Origin of the sequence: Sphingomonas arenae, assembly GCF_016924655.1 — a bacterium.
GTDB lineage: Bacteria > Pseudomonadota > Alphaproteobacteria > Sphingomonadales > Sphingomonadaceae > Sphingomicrobium > Sphingomicrobium arenae.
Window position 1 is genome coordinate 816,753 of the sequence record NZ_JAFFJU010000002.1, and the last position, 20,186, is coordinate 836,938.

Annotated in this window: 22 protein-coding genes and 2 tRNA genes; 17 read left to right on the top strand and 7 right to left on the bottom strand. The window is 66.6% G+C overall.

Going from position 1 to position 20,186, the window contains the following annotated elements:
- Positions 1–64: 64 nt before the first annotated feature.
- Positions 65–138: transfer RNA gene (locus JT720_RS10175), tRNA-Gly, on the bottom strand.
- A 111-nt stretch (positions 139–249) separates the two neighbouring features.
- On the opposite strand from JT720_RS10175, the gene ku reads away from it, so the two are divergent.
- From ku to phoB, 14 genes are all read left to right on the top strand, one after another.
- Entirely contained in the window at positions 250–1,182 is a 933-nt protein-coding gene (gene ku, locus JT720_RS10180; protein ID WP_205481151.1) for a non-homologous end joining protein Ku, read from the top strand.
- 102 nt (positions 1,183–1,284) lie between these two features.
- Positions 1,285–3,798: a DNA ligase D gene (ligD, locus tag JT720_RS10185; protein ID WP_205481152.1), complete on the top strand. Its 2,514-nt coding sequence runs from the start codon at positions 1,285–1,287 to the stop codon at positions 3,796–3,798.
- Positions 3,799–3,838: 40 nt separating this feature from the next.
- Positions 3,839–4,189: a hypothetical protein gene (locus JT720_RS10190; RefSeq protein WP_205481153.1), complete on the top strand. Its 351-nt coding sequence runs from the start codon at positions 3,839–3,841 to the stop codon at positions 4,187–4,189.
- Between the two features lie 77 nt (positions 4,190–4,266).
- Positions 4,267–4,352, top strand: a tRNA-Tyr gene (locus tag JT720_RS10195).
- Positions 4,353–4,485: 133 nt separating this feature from the next.
- The gene (locus JT720_RS10200) at positions 4,486–5,052 is read left to right on the top strand and encodes a LuxR C-terminal-related transcriptional regulator (protein ID WP_205481154.1); all 567 of its coding nucleotides are present in this window, start codon (positions 4,486–4,488) and stop codon (positions 5,050–5,052) included.
- A gap of 75 nt (positions 5,053–5,127) precedes the next feature.
- Positions 5,128–5,475, top strand: coding sequence for a hypothetical protein (locus JT720_RS10205; protein WP_205481155.1), 348 nt, complete (start codon positions 5,128–5,130; stop codon positions 5,473–5,475).
- A gap of 56 nt (positions 5,476–5,531) precedes the next feature.
- Positions 5,532–5,954 (top strand): hypothetical protein, encoded by a 423-nt coding sequence (locus JT720_RS10210; RefSeq protein ID WP_205481156.1) that lies wholly within the window; start codon positions 5,532–5,534, stop codon positions 5,952–5,954.
- A 25-nt stretch (positions 5,955–5,979) separates the two neighbouring features.
- A complete protein-coding gene (locus JT720_RS10215) occupies positions 5,980–6,993 on the top strand; it encodes a sensor histidine kinase (RefSeq protein WP_205481157.1) in 1,014 nt (337 codons plus the stop codon).
- Between the two features lie 114 nt (positions 6,994–7,107).
- The gene (locus tag JT720_RS10220; RefSeq protein ID WP_205481158.1) at positions 7,108–8,151 is read left to right on the top strand and encodes a substrate-binding domain-containing protein; all 1,044 of its coding nucleotides are present in this window, start codon (positions 7,108–7,110) and stop codon (positions 8,149–8,151) included.
- A gap of 15 nt (positions 8,152–8,166) precedes the next feature.
- On the top strand, positions 8,167–9,543 hold the full coding sequence (gene pstC / locus JT720_RS10225) for a phosphate ABC transporter permease subunit PstC (protein WP_205481159.1): 1,377 nt from the start codon (positions 8,167–8,169) through the stop codon (positions 9,541–9,543).
- Positions 9,536–10,804, top strand: coding sequence for a phosphate ABC transporter permease PstA (pstA, locus tag JT720_RS10230; protein ID WP_205481160.1), 1,269 nt, complete (start codon positions 9,536–9,538; stop codon positions 10,802–10,804). Before pstC ends, pstA begins: the two co-directional genes overlap by 8 nt.
- A gap of 217 nt (positions 10,805–11,021) precedes the next feature.
- On the top strand, positions 11,022–11,768 hold the full coding sequence (pstB, locus tag JT720_RS10235; RefSeq protein ID WP_205481406.1) for a phosphate ABC transporter ATP-binding protein PstB: 747 nt from the start codon (positions 11,022–11,024) through the stop codon (positions 11,766–11,768).
- A 14-nt stretch (positions 11,769–11,782) separates the two neighbouring features.
- A complete protein-coding gene (gene phoU, locus JT720_RS10240; RefSeq protein ID WP_205481161.1) occupies positions 11,783–12,481 on the top strand; it encodes a phosphate signaling complex protein PhoU in 699 nt (232 codons plus the stop codon).
- A 4-nt stretch (positions 12,482–12,485) separates the two neighbouring features.
- Complete coding sequence (gene phoB / locus JT720_RS10245) at positions 12,486–13,175, top strand: phosphate regulon transcriptional regulator PhoB (RefSeq protein WP_205481162.1); 690 nt, start codon at positions 12,486–12,488, stop codon at positions 13,173–13,175.
- Here phoB and JT720_RS10250 read toward each other — a convergent pair.
- Complete coding sequence (locus JT720_RS10250) at positions 13,145–13,567, bottom strand: hypothetical protein (RefSeq protein ID WP_205481163.1); 423 nt, start codon at positions 13,565–13,567, stop codon at positions 13,145–13,147. The genes phoB and JT720_RS10250 overlap by 31 nt on opposite strands.
- Before the next feature lie 85 nt (positions 13,568–13,652).
- On the opposite strand from JT720_RS10250, the gene JT720_RS10255 reads away from it, so the two are divergent.
- Positions 13,653–14,390 carry a glutathione S-transferase family protein gene (locus JT720_RS10255; RefSeq protein ID WP_205481164.1) on the top strand — a complete coding sequence of 246 codons (738 nt, stop codon included), beginning with the start codon at positions 13,653–13,655 and terminating at the stop codon, positions 14,388–14,390.
- Positions 14,391–14,394: 4 nt separating this feature from the next.
- Here the strand turns inward: JT720_RS10255 and JT720_RS10260 are convergent, their stop codons facing one another.
- Both JT720_RS10260 and JT720_RS10265 read right to left on the bottom strand, forming a co-directional pair.
- Entirely contained in the window at positions 14,395–14,895 is a 501-nt protein-coding gene (locus JT720_RS10260) for a response regulator (RefSeq protein WP_205481165.1), read from the bottom strand.
- A gap of 154 nt (positions 14,896–15,049) precedes the next feature.
- The gene (locus JT720_RS10265) at positions 15,050–15,784 is read right to left on the bottom strand and encodes a cell wall hydrolase (protein ID WP_205481166.1); all 735 of its coding nucleotides are present in this window, start codon (positions 15,782–15,784) and stop codon (positions 15,050–15,052) included.
- 379 nt (positions 15,785–16,163) lie between these two features.
- Between JT720_RS10265 and JT720_RS10270 the strand changes: the two genes are divergently transcribed.
- Entirely contained in the window at positions 16,164–16,679 is a 516-nt protein-coding gene (locus tag JT720_RS10270) for a cupin domain-containing protein (RefSeq protein ID WP_205481167.1), read from the top strand.
- A gap of 21 nt (positions 16,680–16,700) precedes the next feature.
- Here JT720_RS10270 and typA read toward each other — a convergent pair whose 3' ends face one another.
- Positions 16,701–18,518, bottom strand: coding sequence for a translational GTPase TypA (gene typA / locus JT720_RS10275; RefSeq protein ID WP_205481168.1), 1,818 nt, complete (start codon positions 18,516–18,518; stop codon positions 16,701–16,703).
- Positions 18,519–18,618: 100 nt separating this feature from the next.
- Here typA and JT720_RS10280 point away from each other — a divergent pair, with 100 nt between their 5' ends.
- Complete coding sequence (locus JT720_RS10280; RefSeq protein WP_205481169.1) at positions 18,619–18,858, top strand: plasmid stabilization protein; 240 nt, start codon at positions 18,619–18,621, stop codon at positions 18,856–18,858.
- Position 18,859: 1 nt separating this feature from the next.
- On the opposite strand, the gene JT720_RS10285 is transcribed toward JT720_RS10280, so the two are convergent.
- Together JT720_RS10285 and JT720_RS10290 are read right to left on the bottom strand one after the other, a co-directional pair.
- Entirely contained in the window at positions 18,860–19,273 is a 414-nt protein-coding gene (locus tag JT720_RS10285) for a MarR family winged helix-turn-helix transcriptional regulator (RefSeq protein WP_205481170.1), read from the bottom strand.
- A gap of 55 nt (positions 19,274–19,328) precedes the next feature.
- Positions 19,329–20,180 (bottom strand): hypothetical protein, encoded by an 852-nt coding sequence (locus JT720_RS10290; protein ID WP_205481171.1) that lies wholly within the window; start codon positions 20,178–20,180, stop codon positions 19,329–19,331.
- Positions 20,181–20,186: the final 6 nt, after the last annotated feature.

Below are 20,186 nucleotides of genomic sequence, written 5' to 3' on the forward strand. Positions count from 1 at the left end.
TAGGTCGGCGCGGCCGCGGATCAACCGGTGCAACGTCGGGCGGATCTGCGATTCAGTTGCACGCTGGAGCGGGTGAAGGGAATCGAACCCTCGTCGTAAGCTTGGAAGGCTTCTGCTCTACCATTGAGCTACACCCGCCCGCGCGGCACGCCAGATGGCATCCCTCCGCGCCGAGTGCAACCCGCTGCTGCGGAACGAGTCTGCCCGCCGACGATTGAATCGCTCCAGCAACGAACTGGAGGCAAGTTCATGGCCGCACGGCCGTCGTGGCGCGGGCAGATCAGGTTGGCGCTGGTCTCGATCCCGGTCGAGATCTTTCCCGCGTCCAAGTCGGGCGCGAGCATCGCCTTTCACCAGATCCACGAGCCGTCCGGCAAGCGCATCAAGTATGAAAAGGTCGTCCCCGGAATCGGCCCGGTCGATCGGGACGAGATCATCAAGGGCTACGAGGTGAGCAAGGGCGAATATGTCCTGCTCGAGCCCGAGGAGATCGAGAGCGTCAAGCTGGAGAGCCGCAAGACCTTGGAGCTCAGCCAGTTCGTCGACGTGAACGAGATCGACCCGCTCTACTACGACAAGCCGTATTTCGTCGTCCCTGCCGACGACCTCGCCGAGGAAGCCTTCATCGTGCTCCGCGAGGCGCTCCGCCGGGCGCACAAGGTCGGGATCGGCCAGCTCGCCATGCGAGGGCAGGAATATGTGGTCGCGATCAAGCCCTGCGGCCGGGGCATGCTGATGGAAACGCTTCGCTATGCCGACGAGCTCAACAAGGCTTCGTCCTACTTCCGAGAAATCGAGGATGCCGAGCCGGACACCGACCTGCTGGATCTCGCCACCACGCTGATCGACAAGAAGACCGCCAAGTTCGACGCGAGCGAGTTCCACAATCGCTACATCGATGCGCTCAAGGGCCTGATTGAGGAAAAGCGAAAGAAGAAGGGCGAGCTGGTGATCCAGGACCCGGAGGACGACACGCCCAAGCGCAGCTCCAACGTCATCGACCTCATGGCGGCGCTCAAGAAGAGCCTGGGTGACGCCGGCAACGACAACAACACCGGGGAGGACAAGCCGAAGAAGGCGCCCGCTAGGAAGCCCGCCGCCAAGGCCAAGGCTCCGACCGCGAAGAAGGACGCACCCCCGCCAGCAAAGAAGGCGGCAGCCGGCGGGCGGAAGCGGGCTTGAGAACAGGGCCGGTCAATGCGCTCACCCTCAGCCTGTCGAAGGGTGATTCCTCCAGCACGCTTCGACAAGCTCAGCGTAAGCGCGAGCGGGCGGCTGACGTGAATGGCTAGAGCTCCCCGTCCCAAGGGCCTCGACATCGAGACCTACAACGCCAAGCGCGACTTCACGAGGACCGCCGAACCCCGCGGCCGCAAGCTGCAAGGCAAAGGCGACAGCTTCGTCGTCCAGAAGCACGACGCGTCCCGCCTTCACTGGGACTTCCGCCTCGAACTCGACGGCGTGCTCAAGAGCTGGGCGGTGCCCAAGGGCCCCAGCCTCGACCCCGGCCAGAACCGGCTCGCCATGCGCACGGAGGACCACCCCCTCGATTATGGCGACTTCGAGGGAGTGATCCCTAAAGGCGAGTATGGAGGCGGGACGGTGATGCTGTGGGACCATGGCACCTGGACGCCTGAACCCGGCAAGGACCCGCGCAAGACCATTGAGGAAGGGCACCTCCACTTCCGCCTCGACGGTGAGCGGATGCAGGGCGACTGGGTCATGTTCCGGATGAAAGGTCGCCCCGGCGACAAGGGCGAGCCGTGGATGCTCAAGAAAGTCACCGACGAACATGCCAAGCCCGAGCAGGGCGACGCGCTCGTCGACGACTGCCTGACCAGCGTGACCACTGGCCGCACGATGGCCGAGATCGCCGCGGGCGAAGACGTGTGGGAGTCGAACCGCGGCGGCAAGAAGGGCGGACGGACCAAGCGCAAGGGCGGCATCGGCCCCCCGCCCTTCCGCGATCCGCAACTCGCCACGCTCGTAGACGAGGTACCCAGCGGCAACGACTGGATCCACGAGTATAAGTATGACGGCTACCGCCTGCTGCTCGCGGTAGGCGAGCACTCCGTTCTCACCTGGACCCGCAACGGCAAGGACTGGAGTGACTTCTTCGCGCCCCTGACCAAGGCCGCTGCCAAGCTGCCGCCCGGCTGCCTCATTGACGGCGAGGCAGTCGCGCTCGGGCCGGACGGCAAGCCGAACTTCCAGCTGATGCAGGCAACGCTGAAGGGCGGTCCATCCTCCGCCGGCAAGGACAAGCCGGAGCTCGCCTTCTACGCCTTCGATCTGCTGGTGGACCAAGGGGAGGACATCACTGCCCTCCCGAACATCGAGCGCAAGCAGCGCCTCGCCGCCCTGCTCAAGACCGCACCGCCCGCGATCATTTACGGCGACCATGTCGTCGGCAAGGGCGAGGCGCTGTTCGAGGCCATCTGCAAGGAGGGCGGCGAGGGCATCATCGCCAAGAAGGCCAGCGCGCCCTATCGCGGCACCCGCTCACGCTGCTGGCTCAAGGTCAAGTGCATCCAGCGGCAGGAGTTCGTGATCGTCGGCTGGCAGGCGAGCGACAAGCGCCGGGGCTTCCGCTCGCTTCACTTGGCGGTGCGCGAGGGCGAGCAACTCCGCTATGTCGGCAAGGTCGGCACCGGCTTCGACACGAAGATGATCGAGGAGCTGTCGGCCACCATGGCCCCGCTCGCCCTCGACGCGCCCGCGCTGGAGGTGCCACGGGCCATGCGGCGCGGTTCGACCTGGATCGAACCCAAGCTCGTGTGCGAGGTCGCCTTTACCGAGTTCACCACCGAAGGCGTCCTCCGCCACCCAAGCTTCATCGCTCTTCGCCAGGACAAGAGCGCGAGGCAGGTCGTCCGCGAAACCCCGCAGAAGCTGAAGAAATCCGATAAGAAGCCGGACCGCGCCACCTACGAGAGCCTCGGCGCGCGCCTCACCAACCCCGACCGAGTCATCTTCCCCGGCGACGAACTGACCAAGGCCGACCTCGCCAACTACTATGCCGCCGTGGCGCCCTTGCTGATGGTCGACCTCGCGCGCCGTCCGATGACCCTCATCCGCTGCCCCCAGGGCCGCTCCAAGAAGTGCTTCTTCCAGAAGCATGACAGCGGCACCTTCGGCGACCACGTCCTCCACGTGCCGGTGAAGGAAAGCGACGGCGAGGTTCAGGACTATCTCTACGTCGAGGACATCCTTGGCGCACTACAGTGCGTGCAGATGGGCGCGATCGAGTTCCACGGCTGGGGCAGCCGCATCGACCCGCTGGAAATGCCCGACCGGCTGGTGTTCGACCTCGATCCCGACGTCGGGCTCGACTTCGACCGGGTGAAGGAAGCCGCGGTCCGCCTCCGCGCCCTGCTCGGCGACCTTGGCCTCACCACCTTTCCCCTGTTGTCCGGCGGCAAGGGCATCCATGTCGTCGCCCCACTCGACCAGACTCGCGACTGGCCGACGGTGAAGAGCTTCGCCGACCGCTTCAGCAAGGCCATCGCGCAGGCCGAGCCGGACATGTTCACCGCCAACATGCGCAAGGACCAGCGCACCGGCCGTATCTTCCTTGATTGGCTCCGCAACCAGCGCGGCGCAACCGCCGTGATGCCCTACTCGGCTCGCGCCCGCGAAGGCGCGCCCGTGTCGGCGCCGATCGCCTGGGAGGAGCTGGACGCGGTGACCGGCGGCAACATCTACTCGATCCGTGATGCCGACACGCTGATCGAGCGCGCGACCAGCGACCTGCTCAAGGGCTGGGGCGAGGCCAAACAGGCGCTGCCGGACCTCTAGATTCACGAGTCCTTAGGCATGGCGGTTTACCCCGAGTCGCATGATCCACTTTCTCCCCGACTCGTCCGCTGCGACCGAGACCGGCGCCCCCTATGCCGAAGCCGTGGCCCGGCTCGCGAGCATCCGTCAGGCGCTACGCCTGGTGGAGATGATGGAGGGCAAGCCCGCCCGGCCCGCGCATGAGATCGGCATAGAGCAGGTCTTGCCGGCGCTCAGCGAACCCGCTCGGCGCTGCCTCGACGAACGCTCCGCCCGCACGGCCGGCGCCGCTGCCGCGGGGATCGAGCTGATCCTCGGCGGCGAAGCCAACCGCGCCGCCGTGGACGTCCTTGCCGACGACATCCGCTCCGGTCTCGAGGATATCGAACGCCTGTTTGCGGGCCGCGCCTGAGTCTCGACGTCCCGCACCCGCTCACCAGCGGTTGACACACTCCCCCTCCCCGGCCATTTGGCGCGCCGCACCTCTGTGGAGAGGTGGCCGAGTGGTTAAAGGCAGCAGACTGTAAATCTGCCCGCGCAAGCGTACGCTGGTTCGAATCCAGCCCTCTCCACCATCCCCGACGCCGGCTCAGGACATTCACCTAAGGCGTTGACCCTGCACAAAGTCTCGGATTAGCGGCGGGCCTGTGCTAACGCGCAGGCATGCCTCAAGCCGCTGCACCAGTACGAAGTTCTGGAGATATTCACGTGTCAGACCCCGCGGGCCTGAACGACAATGCCATGCATGCCATTGCGCGGGAGCGGATCGGCCGCCTCAGCGAAGCGCAGCTTGCCGTTCTGCGCCTGGTTGCCCAGCACATGAACAGCAAGGAAATCGCTGCCACGCTCGGCATTTCGCCGCACACTGTCGACCAGCGCATCCGCACCGCCATCCGTTTGCTTGCTGTCACCCGCCGGCAGGAGGCCGCGCGCCTCGTTGCGCTGGTGGAAGGCCCATATCAGCCATTGATACATCAACCGCCGCTCATCGACGCCGAGCCGATTTCCGCCGAACCGGACGAGGCGGTCGGTTTTCAGATTCGGCACGCCGATCGCACAGGGGGGACCGGGACAGCCGGCCTCAAAACCGAGCAGGGGACGGTTGAGCCCCGGTCCTCCCTGACTTTGCCGTGGTCAACGGGGAGCAATCCCCGCAACACGATGAGCGTCGGCCAGCGGCTCTTGTGGATCGTCCTGATCTCCATGGGCGCGACCTTCTCGGCGGGCATGTATCTGGCAGGTCTCGAAAGCCTCGCCCGCCTGGTCAAGAGTTAGGACCCGCACGCTCTTTCATCGTTGGCGAACATGTCGCCGGACGTGCGCTCACGCGCCGCCCGGAAGGGAGAACCTATGCGCAAACAACTGATCGAGCAGTCCGCTCTCCAGGTCGCCACCCAAGTGCGCACCGTTGAGGAGAGCATCGAAACCGCTCTCGCGGAGATCGCCGAGTTGCAGGGGCGCATGATCCGCGCCCGGGCCGCGGCCGGAGTGGGCATTTCCACCGGCCACGACGCCCTGGAGCACCTGTCCAACGCCCTTGTGGGCCTCGTCGCCGCTCGCGGCGGCATGGCCAACTGCCACGCCGCGCTTGTCGATGCGCAGGGCAAGGTTCCTGGCCTCAGGACCGTCGGCTTCGGCGACGGCTCCGAATGCCCCGAGGAGCCCAAGAAGACGGCCCAGCTGCGAGCCGTCGCTTGAGGTGATGGGCCGGGCGCGGCAAGGCGACCCGGCCCACCTTCCCTTACGGAGACCGGATGCTCAGGGTCGCCTTCTTCTACCTCCTGCTTCTTGCGGTCGTCTGGCTGGCGTTCCGGCGAGGCGACCGGGAAACCCGGGCTGCGGGCCTGGTGGCCCTGACCGCGACCCTCTTGTCGGCCGCATCCGTTCGTCTGCTGGGCGGTGGCCAGCCGGTCGAGGCAGCCGTCGCGATGGTTGACCTCGCGGTACTCGCGCTGTTTGTCGCAATCGCGCTGCGCTCCAATCGCTTCTGGCCGCTGTGGGTCGCGGGTCTGCAGCTCACCACGGTCCTTGCGCATCTCCTGCGGATGCTGAGCCCGGATCTCGTCTATTTCGCCTACCAGGCCGCCATGCGCTTCTGGAGCTATCCGATCCTGTTCATCATCGCCGCGGCTGCGCTCCGGACCCGCCGCTACGAGGTCGAGGCCCGACCCGCCTAGTTGCAAGCGCCCGGGCGGCGGCTACATGAACGCGATGCCGAGCCCTTCATCCCTCGTTCTCGCCCTGCTCGAGGCGATGGAAGAACCGGGGCTGATTATCGAGGGCCAGCGGACGACCGCCGCCAATGCCGCTGCCCGCCAGCTTCTCGGTGACCAGATCGTCGGCAACGATGTCCGCCTCGCGATCCGGCATCCGGTGGCGCTCGAAGCCATCCTCGCCAGGCGGTCCGCGACCATCGGTGTCACTGGCATCGGGGGTGTCGACCGAGAGTGGGAGCTCTCCGTGCGCAGCCTCGATCGCCAGCTTCTGCTCGTCAGGCTGACCGACAAGTCGGCCCTGCGCGCCGCCGAGAAGATGCGCGTCGACTTTGTCGCCAATGCGAGCCACGAGCTGCGCACCCCGCTCGCAACCATTGTCGGTTATGCCGAAACGCTCGCAGAGGACGGTGATCTCGACCCGGAGATGCGCCGGAGGTTCGGCAACGCCATTCACGGCGAGGCACGCCGCATGCTGCGGATCGTGGAAGACCTGATGAGTCTTTCCCGGATCGAGGCGGACCGGTTCACCCATCCGTCCGAGCGGGTGAGCCTTCAGGAAATCGTCCGCATCGCTTGCGAGAACGGCCGGCACCTTGCCGAGACGCGCGGCTGCATCATCCGGCTCGACGTCCAGGACAATCTGCCGGAGGTGGCTGGCGACTTCGCCCAGCTGCTGCAACTGACGGATAATCTGGTGGCCAATGCCGTGCGCTATGGCTGTGGCCCCAAGGCGAGCGAGGTCGTCCTCTCGACGAGGGCGGATGGCAGCATGGCGCTGCTCAGCGTTCGCGACTTCGGAGAGGGCATACCCGCGACGCACATTCCCCGTCTGACGGAGCGCTTCTACCGCGTGGATGCCGCGCGCAGCCGCGACTCCGGGGGAACGGGGCTGGGCCTCGCGATCGTCAAGCATATCGTGGAGCGGCATCGCGGCAGGCTAGAGATCCGCAGCCGCCCCGGGGAGGGCACGGAGGTCCGAGTATGGCTGCCATTCGCCTGAATCGGGGCATTGTCACGAAAGCGTAACCGAACCGTCACAGAGGACTCTTCGAGTCGGCGCTAGTGGGGCCGCGGGGCATAGGGCCCATTCGGTGCCCGCTAGGGAGTTGAACCCATGAAGAAGATCACCTGGGCGCTGCCGTTTGCGGCGCTGCTTGCGGCATGCGGCGGAAATGGCGGTAGCTCATCGGGCGGCGGCCAGTCGGAGCTGAAGATCGTCGGCTCCTCAACGGTCTATCCGTTCACCACCGCAGTGGCCGAGACCTTCATGCGCGCCAATCCGGGCACGCGCGTCATCGTCGAATCGACCGGCACGGGTTCCGGCATCAAGCTGTTCTGCGGCGGCGTCGGAGAGCAGTTTCCCGACATGGTCAACGCGTCGCGGCAGATGAAGGCCAGCGAACTGCAGGACTGCCAGAACGCCGGCGCGAAGAACATTATCGAGTTGCCGATCGGCATCGACGGGCTGACCCTCATCGAATCCAACAAGGCCGCGCCGCTCAAGGTCACCGTAGCCGATATCTACAAGGCGATTGCGGCCAACCCGTTCGGCAAGGGTCCGAACACCGCGCAGACCTGGCGTGACGTCAATCCATCGCTGCCGGCGATCAAGATCCGGGTTCTCGGGCCTCCGCCGACCTCCGGCACCCGCGACAGCTTGGCCGAGCTTATCCTGACCAAGGGTTGCGAGAGCGACCCGGCGATGAAGGAGCTCAAGAAGACCGACGAGGCCAAGCACAAGGACGTCTGTACCAAGGTCCGGGAGGATGGTGCCTTCGTCGAAGCGGGCGAGAACGACAACCTGCTCGTCCAGAAGGTCGAAGCCGATCCGGGCACCATCGGCGTGCTGGGCTACAGCTTCCTCGCGGAGAACGCGGACCGCGTCCGCCCGGTCGAGATCGGCGGGGTGCTGCCAACCGAGCAGACCATCCAGGACCTCTCCTACCCGGGCGCGCGCAAGCTCTACATCTACGTCAAGGGCGAGCACATGCAGGCGAAGCCGGCGATCAAGAACTTCGTCCAGGCCTATGCCGAGGCGTGGGGCCAGGGCGGAGCTCTGGAGAAGCGCGGCCTCGTGCCGTTCGGTGGCGCGGAGGCGGCGGCTGCAACCGAGCAGGCTCAGAAGCTGACCCCGCTTGCCGCAGGCTCGCTGAAGTAAGCCGGAGAAGGGCGGGTGACGCTCACCTTTGCGTTGATCGCGGTCCTGCTGATCGCCGCCGTCGCCGGATTCCTCGGGCGCTCTCGCGCTCGGGCGGTTCGGGACGGTGCGCGGCTCAACAGCCTGCCGATCTACCACGGGGCCTACGGCTTTCTGTGGGCACTCGTCCCCGCCCTCCTGTTCCTCGCAATCTGGTCGCCGCTTCAGGGCCGGCTGATCGAGGATGCAGTCCTGTCCACGCCTCAGGGTCAGGCGCTGCCGGCCTTCGACATGGCCCGGGACGCGATCACGTCCGAAGCCTACGAAATCGCCACCGGCCAGCGTGAAGCGGGATTCAACCCGGAATCGACTGCCCTCGCGCCGGTCTACCAGCAATTCATCAATCGCTACGGCGGCATCGGGGGCGGCTTCGCCATCTTGCTGGCGCTCGCCGGTGCTGCCTGGGGGCTCACCCGTGTCCGCGCCAACTTCCGTGCGCGGGCCGGGGTCGAGCGCTGGCTGATGGGCCTGCTCATCGCCGCGTCGATGATCGCCATCCTGACGACGCTAGGCATCGTCCTTTCGCTATTGTTCGAGACGCTGCGCTTCTTCTCCATGGTACCCGCCAGCGAGTTCCTGTTCGGCACGCAATGGTCGCCGCAGATGGCCCTTCGCGCCGACCAAGCCGGATCGTCGGGAGCATTCGGCTCGATCCCGCTGTTCTGGGGCACCATCTTCATCGGCGCGATCATCGCGATGATCGTGGCTATCCCCCTCGGCCTGATGAGCGCGATCTTCCTGACGCAATATGCGCCTGCCAAGGTGCGATCGGTGATGAAGCCGCTCCTGGAGATACTCGCCGGCGTGCCGACCGTGGTCTACGGCTATTTCGCCGCCCTGACCGTCGCGCCTGCCGTTCGAGACTTTGGCCTTTCCCTGGGCATCCCCGCATCGTCGGAGAGCGCGCTGGCAGCCGGGCTCGTCATGGGCATCATGATCATCCCGTTCGTCAGTTCCATGGCCGACGACAGCATCGCGGCCGTTCCGCAGGCGATGCGCGACGGCAGCCTGGCCATGGGCGCGACCCGGTCCGAGACGATCCGCAAGGTGGTGCTCCCGGCCGCCCTCCCCGGCGTGGTCGGCGGCGTCCTCCTGGCTGTCAGCCGGGCGATTGGCGAGACCATGATCGTGGTCATGGCCGCGGGGCTCGCAGCCAACCTCACCGCCAATCCATTCGACAGCGTGACCACCGTTACCGTTCAGATCGTCCAACTGCTGACCGGCGACCAGGAATTCGACAGCCCCAAGACGCTCGCCGCCTTTGCTCTGGGCTTGGCGCTGTTCGTTATCACGCTGATCCTCAACCTCATCGCGCTCACCGTAGTGCGCCGCTACCGGGAAGCATATGAATAGCGCCACCGCCGCCAGCGTTTCGGTCAGTCGCTGGAGCGACGATGCCATGCGCAAGCGCGTGGTCCGCCGCTACGCCGCCGAGCGCCGCTTCAAGCTCCTCGGCCTCTTCTCGGTCGGACTCTCCGCGCTGTTCCTGGCCTTCCTGCTCTTCACCATGGCCTGGAAGGGGATCGGCGGCTTCTCGCGGACAGAGGTGCGGCTCACGATCGACTTCCCGCGATCGGATGTCATCCTTGACCCGGCAGCCCTCACGGGCCCGCAGGCACTGGAGGCCATCGAGGGCGCCGGCATCGACACTACGCTCGCCACCGCGGCGACCGCCACCTACGGCCAGGCTGCGTCCGAGATGTTCGGTCAGGCCGCCGTGCAAAGTCTGGGCAAGCAGCTCATTGCCGATCCGACGCTGCTGGAACGCCGGGCCGAGGTGTGGCTGCCGGTCGCTTCCAAGCTGGATGTCGCCGCCAAGGGCGAGGGCGAGGCCTCAGCCGAAGCACTGGTGCAGCAGCTAGAGGCCAAGGATGCCCTGAAGCGCACCTTCAATCCCGAATTCCTCTCGTCGTCAGACGCCACTGACCCAGGCTCCGTCGGCGTATGGGGCGCGCTCAAAGGCAGCTTCCTGACGATCCTGGTGACAATGGCGCTGGCATTCCCGATCGGCGTACTCGCAGCCGTCTACCTCGAAGAGTTCGCCCGCCGGAACCGCTGGACCGACCTCATCGAGGTCAGCATCAACAACCTTGCGGCGGTCCCCTCGATCATCTTCGGGCTGCTCGGGCTGGCCGTGTTCCTCAACGTCATGCACCTGCCCCGGTCCGCGCCGCTCGTTGGCGGTCTGACTCTCGCGCTGATGACCATGCCAGTGATCGTCATTGCCGGGCGCAACGCGATCAAGTCGGTTCCGCCCTCCATCCGGGACGCGGCCCTCGGCGTCGGCGCATCGCGGATGCAGGTCGTCTTCCATCATGTCCTTCCGCTCGCGCTCCCTGGCATCCTCACCGGCACCATCATCGGCATGGCCCGGGCCCTCGGCGAAACCGCCCCGCTGCTGATGATCGGCATGCGCGCATTCATCGCGGCGCCGCCCGGCGGCATCGTCGATCCCGCAACCGTGCTCCCCGTCCAGATCTTCCTCTGGTCGGACGAGGTCGACCGCGGCTTCGTCGAAAAGACCAGCGCCGCGATCATCGTGCTGCTCATCTTCATGCTGTTGATGAACGGCCTCGCCATCTATCTCCGCAACCGCTTCGAGCGCCGCTGGTAGGCCCATGACCATGACCAAAGAAAAGCAGCCGATCACCACCAACTCTTCGGTGCCCTTCCCCTCGACCGCGGTCGCAGCGGAAGCAGCACAGGATGACGCGGGGATCGCCAAGGAGGACACCGCCTGGACTCAGGCGCCCGAGCCCACGCCCCACGCTGCCGACGTGGTCACCGAGCGCGCCGATGCGCCCGAACTCGACACCGACCGCACGCCCAAGATGATCGCGGACAAGGTCAGCGTCTTCTACGGCGAAAAGCAGGCGCTCCGGGACGTCTCGATCCAGGTTCATGACGACAAGGTCACCGCGTTCATCGGGCCCTCGGGCTGCGGCAAGTCGACGTTCCTGCGCTGCCTCAACCGCATGAACGACACGATTGCGGGTGCGCGCGTCACCGGTCACATCGAGCTCGACGGCGAGGACATCAACTCGCCCGACATGGACGTGGTCCAGCTCCGCGCCCGTGTCGGAATGGTCTTCCAGAAGCCCAACCCCTTTCCGAAGTCGATCTACGAGAATGTCGCCTACGGCCCGCGTATCCATGGTCTCGCCGAGGGCAAGGCCGACATGGACGCGATCGTCGAGAAGTCGCTGCGCCGCGCGGGCCTGTGGGACGAGGTCAAGGACCGCCTGCAGGAAAGCGGCACGGCCCTGTCCGGCGGCCAGCAGCAGCGCCTGTGCATCGCTCGCGCCATTGCAGTGGATCCAGAGGTCATCCTGATGGACGAGCCCTGCTCGGCACTCGACCCGATCGCCACCGCCAAGATCGAGGAGCTGATCCACGAATTGCGCGGCCGCTACGCCATCGCGATCGTCACCCACAACATGCAGCAGGCCGCGCGCGTGTCGCAGCGGACCGCTTTCTTCCACCTCGGCGAGCTGATCGAATACGGCAAGACCAAGGACATCTTCACCAATCCGCGTGAGCAGCGCACGCAGGATTACATCACCGGCCGCTACGGCTGAGTTGGAGCATTCGCATGGCAACCCAGGGACATACCCTCAAGGCATTCGACGAGGATCTGGATCGGCTGCGGGCGCTCATCAGCCAGATGGGCGGCCTCGCCGAACACGCGATCGGTGAGGCGATGCGTTGCCTGGTGCAGCGCGACGTCGACGGCGCGCATGCGGTGATCGAGGCCGACAAGAAGCTCGACGCACTGGAGGTAGAGACCGAGCAGCGGGTCGTGCAGCTCATCGCCCTCCGCGCGCCCATGGCAGGCGACCTTCGCGACGTCGTCGCAGCGCTCAAGATCTCCGGCGTCGTCGAACGTATCGGCGACTATGCCAAGAACATCGCCAAGCGCGTGGCGCTGCTCGAGGACGCGGGCAAGATCGAGCCCGTCTCCCTCCTCCCCGCCATGGCCAAGATCGCGACCGGCATGGTCCACGACGTGCTGAACGCCTTCGTGAACCGCGATGCCCAAGTCGCGATCGAAGTTTGCGAGCGCGACGCGCAGGTCGACGATTTCTACGACAGCATCTTCCGGACGCTCCTCACCCACATGATGGAGAACCCGCACAACATCGGCCAGTCGGCCCACCTGCTGTTCGTCGCCAAGAACCTGGAACGCGTCGGCGACCACGCCACCAACATCGCGGAGATGGTCTATTATGCAGCAACCGGCCAGCACATGGGCGAGCGCGTCAAGGGCGCCGACCCAGCCGCTCCACGCTGACCCGATGACGGGCAAGCGGCTCCTCCTGGTCGAGGACGACCGGTCGCTGGCCGACCTCATCACCTTTCATTTCGAGCGGGCCGGCTATCACGTGACCCGCACCGGCGACGGGGAGGAAGCGCTGATCCTGGTGGAGGAGGTCAAGCCCGACCTCGTTGTGCTCGACTGGATGATCGAGGGGATCAGCGGGATCGAGGTCTGCCGCCGCCTGCGCCGCCGCAACACCACCGCCAACCTGCCGATCCTGATGCTCACGGCGCGCGGCGAGGAGGACGACCGGGTGCGCGGTCTGGAGACTGGGGCCGACGACTACATCACCAAGCCGTTCAGCCCGAAAGAGCTGGTTGCGCGCGCCGGTGCCGTGCTCCGCCGCGTCCGCCCCGCGCTGGCCGCCGAGACGCTCGACTATGGCGGGTTGGAGATGGACCTCGCCGCCCACCGCGTGCGTCGCAACGGCCAGCCCGTCCAGCTCGGTCCGACAGAATACCGCCTGCTGCGCCACTTTCTCGAGAACCCAGGCCGGGTCTTCTCCCGTCAGCAGCTGCTCGAGACCGTCTGGCCGCACAGCGAGGAGATCGAGCTGCGCACGGTGGACGTCCACATCCGTCGCCTGCGCCTGGCGCTCGGCGAACCGGACCTCGTCCGCACCGTGCGGAGCGCCGGCTATGCCCTGGACGCGGACGGCCTCGCCTGACGCCGCAATAACGGGAAGGCGGCGAAGGCGATCTGCGCCGCCAGTCCCCACTGGCGCGGCGTGTCGCCATAGGTCGCGAGGTGCTCGGCCACGCTCCGCCTCATCAGCAGGGTCGATACCCCCAGCTCCGCCACCATCAGCAGCACGAACGCCACCGTGCCCATGACCACCCGCTGCCCGCGTGTCTCCACCGCGCTCCGGCGAAGCACCCACCCGCACGCGGCCCAGGAGGCGAGCAGCATGACCGGTAGCTCGACAAGGGTCGCCCGCCCCAGCCCCAATGCCGGCTCCAGCAGCAGCACGCGCACCGTTCCCAGCACGAACCCAAGTCCGAAGATCAGCGCGAAATAGACCGCCCCCGCTCCGATAGATCCTGGTGCTCGTCCGAACATGGGGCTGCTCCTGCCAGCGCAGCCGCCGCTCCACAATGCTTCCCTTCCGCGGTGCCTCGGCGCAAATTGGCGCGAAGGAGGGCACATGATCGTCATCGGCAGCTACATCAGCCCCTACGTCCGCAAGGTCCTCGCCTGCATGGAACTGAAGGGCCTAGACTACGCGGTTGACCCCATCACCCCGTTCTTCGGCAACGACGAGTTCAGTCGCCTCAGTCCGCTGCGACGCATCCCCGTGCTCATCGACGGCGACCTCGTCCTGAACGACTCCAGCGTCATCTGCGCCTACCTCGACGAGGCCTATCCGGACCGCCCTCTGCTGCCTTCGACCCCGGCCGATCGGGCGCGGGCACGGTGGCTGGAGGAATATGCCGACAGCCGTCTCGGCGACCTCTTCATCTGGGGCCTGTTCTACCAGCGCTTCGTCCATCCGCTGGTCTGGGGCGAGCCGGGCGATGAGGAGCGCGTCCAGCGCACCCTCGCCAATGACGTGCCGGTCACGCTCGACTATCTGGAGGAGCAACTGCCCGCCGACGGCTTCCTGTTCGGCGAGCTCGGCCTTGCCGATATCGCGCTCGCCAGCTTTTTCCGGAACGCCGGCTATGTCGGCTTCACCGTGGACGCGGCCCGCTGGCCCTCCACGGCGCGCTTCGTCGACGCAGTGCTCTCGCAACCGGTCCTTGAGAAGCTTGCCCGTCTCGAAGACGTCCAGCGCAATTCCACGATCAGCGGCCGGCGCCAGGCGCTGAAGGACGCCGGGGCCACCCTGACCGAGCAAACCTGGGGCGTCCGCGAGCCGCGGCGCGGGATGAAGCGTCTCTAAGGCCTCAGGCCGCGCCGAGGATCCATTGTTCCAGTCGGCGTTTGAACGACCAGCGCGGAGGTGCCGGGAGCGGTTCGGGCCCGGAGGCCTCTTCCGGGGCGTCATAGATGCACAGGTTCTTGGGCGCCCGGGGCCGGAGGGTCTCCCGTCCCCGCATCATGTCCTCGGCCATGGCGAGCGCGCGGTAGACATCGTCTCCGGTGAACGGCTTCATGAGGCAGCCGAGCGCAAGGTCCGGCATGGGAAAGCCGGGCGCGCGGCCGCTCACGAACAGGCACGGAATATCGAAGTCGTTCAGGCGGACGGCGGCCGAGAAACCAGTGCTCCCGCGGGCCAGCCGCAGGTCCACCAGGGCGAGGTCCGGCTGGTGCAGCTGGGCCGCCTCGATCGCCCCGGCCTCATCCTCCGCCACCGCAACCACCCGGTATCGCGGATGGTCCTCGATCAGATATTTGAGGGTGCTCGCCAGCTGCTCGTCATCTTCCACGATCAGGATCTTCAGCATCGCCCCCTCCAGGCTGGCTCACCCTGTGGATAAGGTTTGCAGCCAATTGCGGATGTGCGAATCCCCGGTGATCATGGTTAACGCCGGACCGCTTGGTAACGGCGCTGAAACGACAGGGGACCTTGCCTGAAGTTAGGAACTTCGCTCGGACGACCTACGACCGATAGAAGATATGCGCGCCGATCTTCTCGACCCGGCTCAGGCGACGGCCCCAGCTCGGTGCCACATAATCCGCATGGTACCAGAGGACGTCTTCGGGAAGCGCGTCCGCCAGGCGGTTGGCCGCAATGCGGGCAATTGCCTGGGCATAGCTCCACGACGCACTGGACGCGTTCACCGCCGGGAAGCGGCCGCCGCGCACGAAACTGAACTGCCAGGGCTGCTTGACCACGCCACACAGGGTGGTCGGATAGCGGCCGCTGCGGGCGCGGTTCATGATGACCTCGGCCACCGCGAGCTGCCCCGGGAACGGTTCTCCGCGCGCTTCATGGTAGATGGCCACCGCCACGCAGTTCAGCTCCTCGTCGAGCGCCGGCCCCTGCATGTTCGCCCAGATCAAGGGCCACAGCCCCTCCTGGGTAACGGCAGGCTGGATCGGGGTGGCACCCGCCGGAGGAGTGACGCCGGACTGCGGCCGGACCGCCGAAGAAAGAACGGCGGAACGCGGCTGCGCATAGCTCACCGCCGTTCCAGGAGAAGAGACGCCGGGCGTGACCGAGGCGGTCTTCGCACCCGGCTGGGCGACTGCGCCCTGCAGCTGGTAATCGACCTTCAGCACACCGGCGGAAGCAGCCGCAACCTGCGCCTGCGCCTCACCGGAAGTGGTCATGATCGTGAGGCACACGGCCGCAATCGCCGGCACTCGGCCGGCGCTCAGGAAATTGCGCAATTCGTTCTCTGTCCTTCGGCGGCCGAGGCCCCGCTCACCCATCGGCGCTGAACTCAGCGCGGTGGCAGGCTCCCTCGTCCGTCTTGCCCTGGAGCCGCGATAACGCTCGGCTCACTCGCTCTCGATTTGCTGAGGATGCAGGTAGCGTCGAACCGCGGCAGCTCAACCCATCCAGCGGTGAGCCGTTGATCCGGCGGGATGAGTGCTCGGAACTTTCCCTAATTGGGACATAGGCTTAGGTCTTGCGAGCACCGCTTGCCTCGCGCCTCGCTAACCCGAAATCCCAGATGAAGTCGGCGGGTCAAGGGACTAGGATATCGCGCGCCCGGCTTCTGCCGAGGACGTTGGTGGCGTTCACTCCAATAGGGCAAGTTGACCCATGATCCACTTCGACACGGATACCAAAGGTGCTTTCGCAATCGCGTGCGCGACCGCATGCCTGTGGACCCTGCCCGCAAGCGCGACGCCGGGCTCCGGCTTTGCGCCCGGGGGTATTGTCAACGGCCACTTTGGCGAGGTCCAGCTCAATACCGCCGAGGACAAGACCGGCAAGTGGGGCCTGATCCTGAAGACGCTCGACGACACCGACATGGGTGTCGACCGCCTATCGATCGCACCGGGCGGTTATAGCGGATGGCACGCCCATCCCGGACCGGTGTTCGTTACCGTCACGCAAGGTAGCGTCACCTGGTACGACGGCGCCGATCCGCTATGCCCGGCGCGCACCTACACCGTCGGCCAGTCCTTCATCGAACCGCCCTACAAGGTGCACAACGCCAAGAACGCCTCGAACTCCGCACCGGCGGAGTATGTGGCGATGACGATCAAGCCCGCCGGCTTCGTGGGTCCGGCATTCCGGTTGGACCGGCCCGAACCCAACAACTGCAGCTTCTGACAGGGAAGCGCCGGGGCGGCGTCAGGCCGCCTCGGACTTCCGCGACTGCCGCTTGCGTTCGTGCGGGTCCAGGAAGCGCTTGCGCAGCCGGATGACCTTGGGCGTCACCTCCACCAGCTCGTCGTCCTGGATGTAGGCGATTGCCTGCTCCAGGCTCATCCGGCGCGGCGGCGTCAGGCGAATGCCTTCGTCCTTGCCGCTGGCGCGGAAGTTGGTCAGCTGCTTCGACTTCAGCGGATTGACCTCAAGATCCTGCGGCTTGGCATTCTCACCGATGATCATTCCCTCATAGAGGTCTTCGCCTGGCGAGATGAACATGATCCCCCGGTCTTCCAGGGCATTCAGCGCATAGGCCACGGCCTTGCCCTTCTCCATGGAGATGAGCACGCCATTCTGCCGGCCGCTGATCGGGCCCTTGTAGGGGCCGTACTTCTCGAACAGCCGGTTCATGATCCCCGTACCGCGCGTGTCGGACAGGAACTCGCCATGGTAGCCGATCAGCCCGCGCGAGGGGGCCGAGAAGGTCAGGCGCGTCTTGCCGCCGCCCGAGGGACGCATGTCGGTCATCTCCGCCTTGCGCAGCGCCATCTTCTCGACGACCGTCCCGCTGAACTCGTCGTCCACGTCCACGACCACCGTCTCGTACGGCTCCTCACGGCCGTTCGGGCCATCGCGGAACAGGACGCGCGGCCGGCTGATGCTGAGCTCGAAGCCCTCGCGGCGCAGGGTCTCGATCAGCACGCCCAGCTGGAGTTCGCCGCGCCCCGCAACCTCGAAGCTGTCATTGTCGTGCGCGACACTGACGCGGATGGCGACGTTGGTCTCGGCCTCGCGCTCCAGCCGTTCGCGGATGACGCGGCTCTGCACCTTGTCGCCGTCCCGCCCCGCGTAGGGGCTGTCGTTGACCGCGAAGCTCATCGCCAGCGTCGGCGGGTCGATCGGGCGGGCGGTGATCGGCTCGGCCACGCTCGGCTCGGCAATGGTGTTGGACACGGTCGCCTTCATCAGCCCGGCGATCGCGATGATGTCGCCCGCTTCGGCCGTCTCCACCGGAACGCGCTCGAGCCCGCGGAACGCGAACACCTTGGTGGCCCGGCCGTCCTCGACCGGGTTGCCGTCGACGTCCAGGGCCTTGATCGGCGAGTTGACGTTCAGCCGGCCGCTCTCGACCCGCCCCGTCAGGATCCGCCCGAGGAACGGGTCGCGGTCGAGCAGCGTCGCAAGCATCTTGAACGGACCCTCTGGGTCCAGCGCCGGCGCCGGCACGTGATCCACGATCTTCTGGAACAGCGGCGTCAGGTCGCCCTCGCGCACCGTATCCTCCAGCCCCGCATAGCCCGCGCGACCCGAGGCATAGAGCACCGGGAAGTCCAACTGCTCGTCATTGGCCTCGAGGTTCAGGAACAGCTCGAACACCTCGTCCAGCACCTCGGCGGGGCGCGCGTCGGGGCGGTCGATCTTGTTGACGACCACCACCGGGCGGAGGCCCAGGCTCAGCGCCTTGCCGGTCACGAACTTGGTCTGCGGCATCGGCCCTTCGGCCGCGTCGACCAGCAGGATCACGCCGTCGACCATCGATAGGATGCGCTCGACCTCGGCCCCGAAGTCGGCGTGGCCCGGGGTGTCGACGATGTTGATGCGCGTACCTTCCCACTCGACCGAGGTGCACTTCGCCAGGATGGTGATCCCGCGCTCCTTTTCCAGGTCGTTGGAGTCCATCGCGCGCTCCTCCACCCGCTGGTTGTCGCGGAAGGTGCCCGACTGGCGGAAGAGCTGGTCGACGAGGGTCGTCTTGCCATGATCGACGTGCGCGATGATCGCGACGTTACGCAGGTTCATCAGATTGTCCTTGGAAAAGTCGCGCGGCCCCTAGCCGAAACCGCGCGTTCCGGCAACCGCGACTCGGCTGCGGCGTTTCTCGGCCGAAAGGAGTCGATCGATGCCGCAGGGAGACAAGGCAGCCTACACCGCCCGTCAGAAGCGCGAGGCCGCGCATATCGCTGAAGGTTACGAGAAGCGCGGCGTCAGCGAAAAGGAAGCGGAACGCCGCGCCTGGGCGACAGTGAACGCCCACGAAGGCGGCGGCCGCAACAGCGGCTCGGGCCGGAAGAGCAGCCGCTCGGAAGCTGCAAGGAAAGGCTGGGAGACCCGGCGCAAGCACGCCGCCACAAGCCAATAGATCAGCGGGGCAGCCGCTCCAGGATCTCGATCGCGCGCTCCAGCGCCCTCAGCTCGCTTTGCGGGATGCGCGCGAACTTGTCTTCCAGCGCCGGATTTTCCCCGTGCGCCGACGAAAGCCGCGCCTTGCCCTCCCCGGTGAGCCGCAACGCAAGTCGCCGCCGGCTGTCCGGATCTGCGGTCCGCTCGACCAGCCCGGCCCGCACCAGCGCGTCGACCGACCGACTGACCGCCGGCGCGCCCCGCCCCACAGCCTTGGCGACGTCACCAAGGGTCGCCGGGGCACGCGCGTCGATGGCGGAGAGCAAGCGCCGCTCGGCTGCGTCCGTCCGGGCGCTCGGCGTCACCGGAGCAAGCGCCTCGGCGAGCACAGTGAAGCGCGCGGCAAGTTTCGTCGGGGAAGCTTGCGGGAACATGGTTGCACACTAGCAATGATTGCGAAGATCGCAAGCTTGCCGATAGCAATGGCGATCAGCCATCGAGGATAGGCCTCAGCGTCACGGCCAGCTGGGGTTCGAAGCTGAACGGGTGGGGCACGCCGGGCAGGCGCACGACATAGACCCGCCAGCGTCCGCCGGGCCGCGCGGCCGAGCGGCCCACGCGGCACTGGTGGAGCACTGGGCCATGCACGCCATCGCTGGCCAGAAGTCGCTGCAGGGCGCCGGCGAATTCCCCGTCTTCCCGCGCGTTCGCCAGCCGCAGCACATGACCCTCGAGGCGCAGTCCGTCCGCAAGCTCGAACAGGGCTTCCGCCGCCTCTGTCATCGCTGAGACCGATCCGTACCGGTCCAGCAGCACGGTCGCTTCCGCCCGACCCTGGAGTCCGCTCAACATCATGTCGGCAGCTTCGTGCCCCAGCGCAAGCTGCACTCGCAGGGCCCGCTGCGCGTGCCGCGCGAGGTAAGCGAAGGACCCGAGCACGTCTGTATCGCACGGTCCTTCCCGGCTCGACCGAAGGAGCGAGATCCCGACGATGCTGCTTGCATCCATCATCAGCGCGGACTGGCAGCCGTGCGGCAGGTCGAGATCACTCACCGCATCGTCGTAGAAGCTGCTGCCCCGTTGTTCCCGATACGCCCGGTAGTGCGGCTCATGCTGCAGCGTCATCGGCCGCTTGGTCGTGTTGATACGCCAGTTCGCCGGCCCGTAGAGCAGGGGATTGTTGAGGTGGCCGTGCGGGTCGTGCAGCTGGTCCGTGAGCAGGTTCAGCGGCAGCGCAAGCGGCCCGCCCACCCCGATCAGTTGCGCAACCCGCGTGCCGGTCGCCGCCGCCAGCCCGCGCATGGCCACGGCCCATCCATCCGGGCTGAAGGGCGCGTTCAAGAAGGC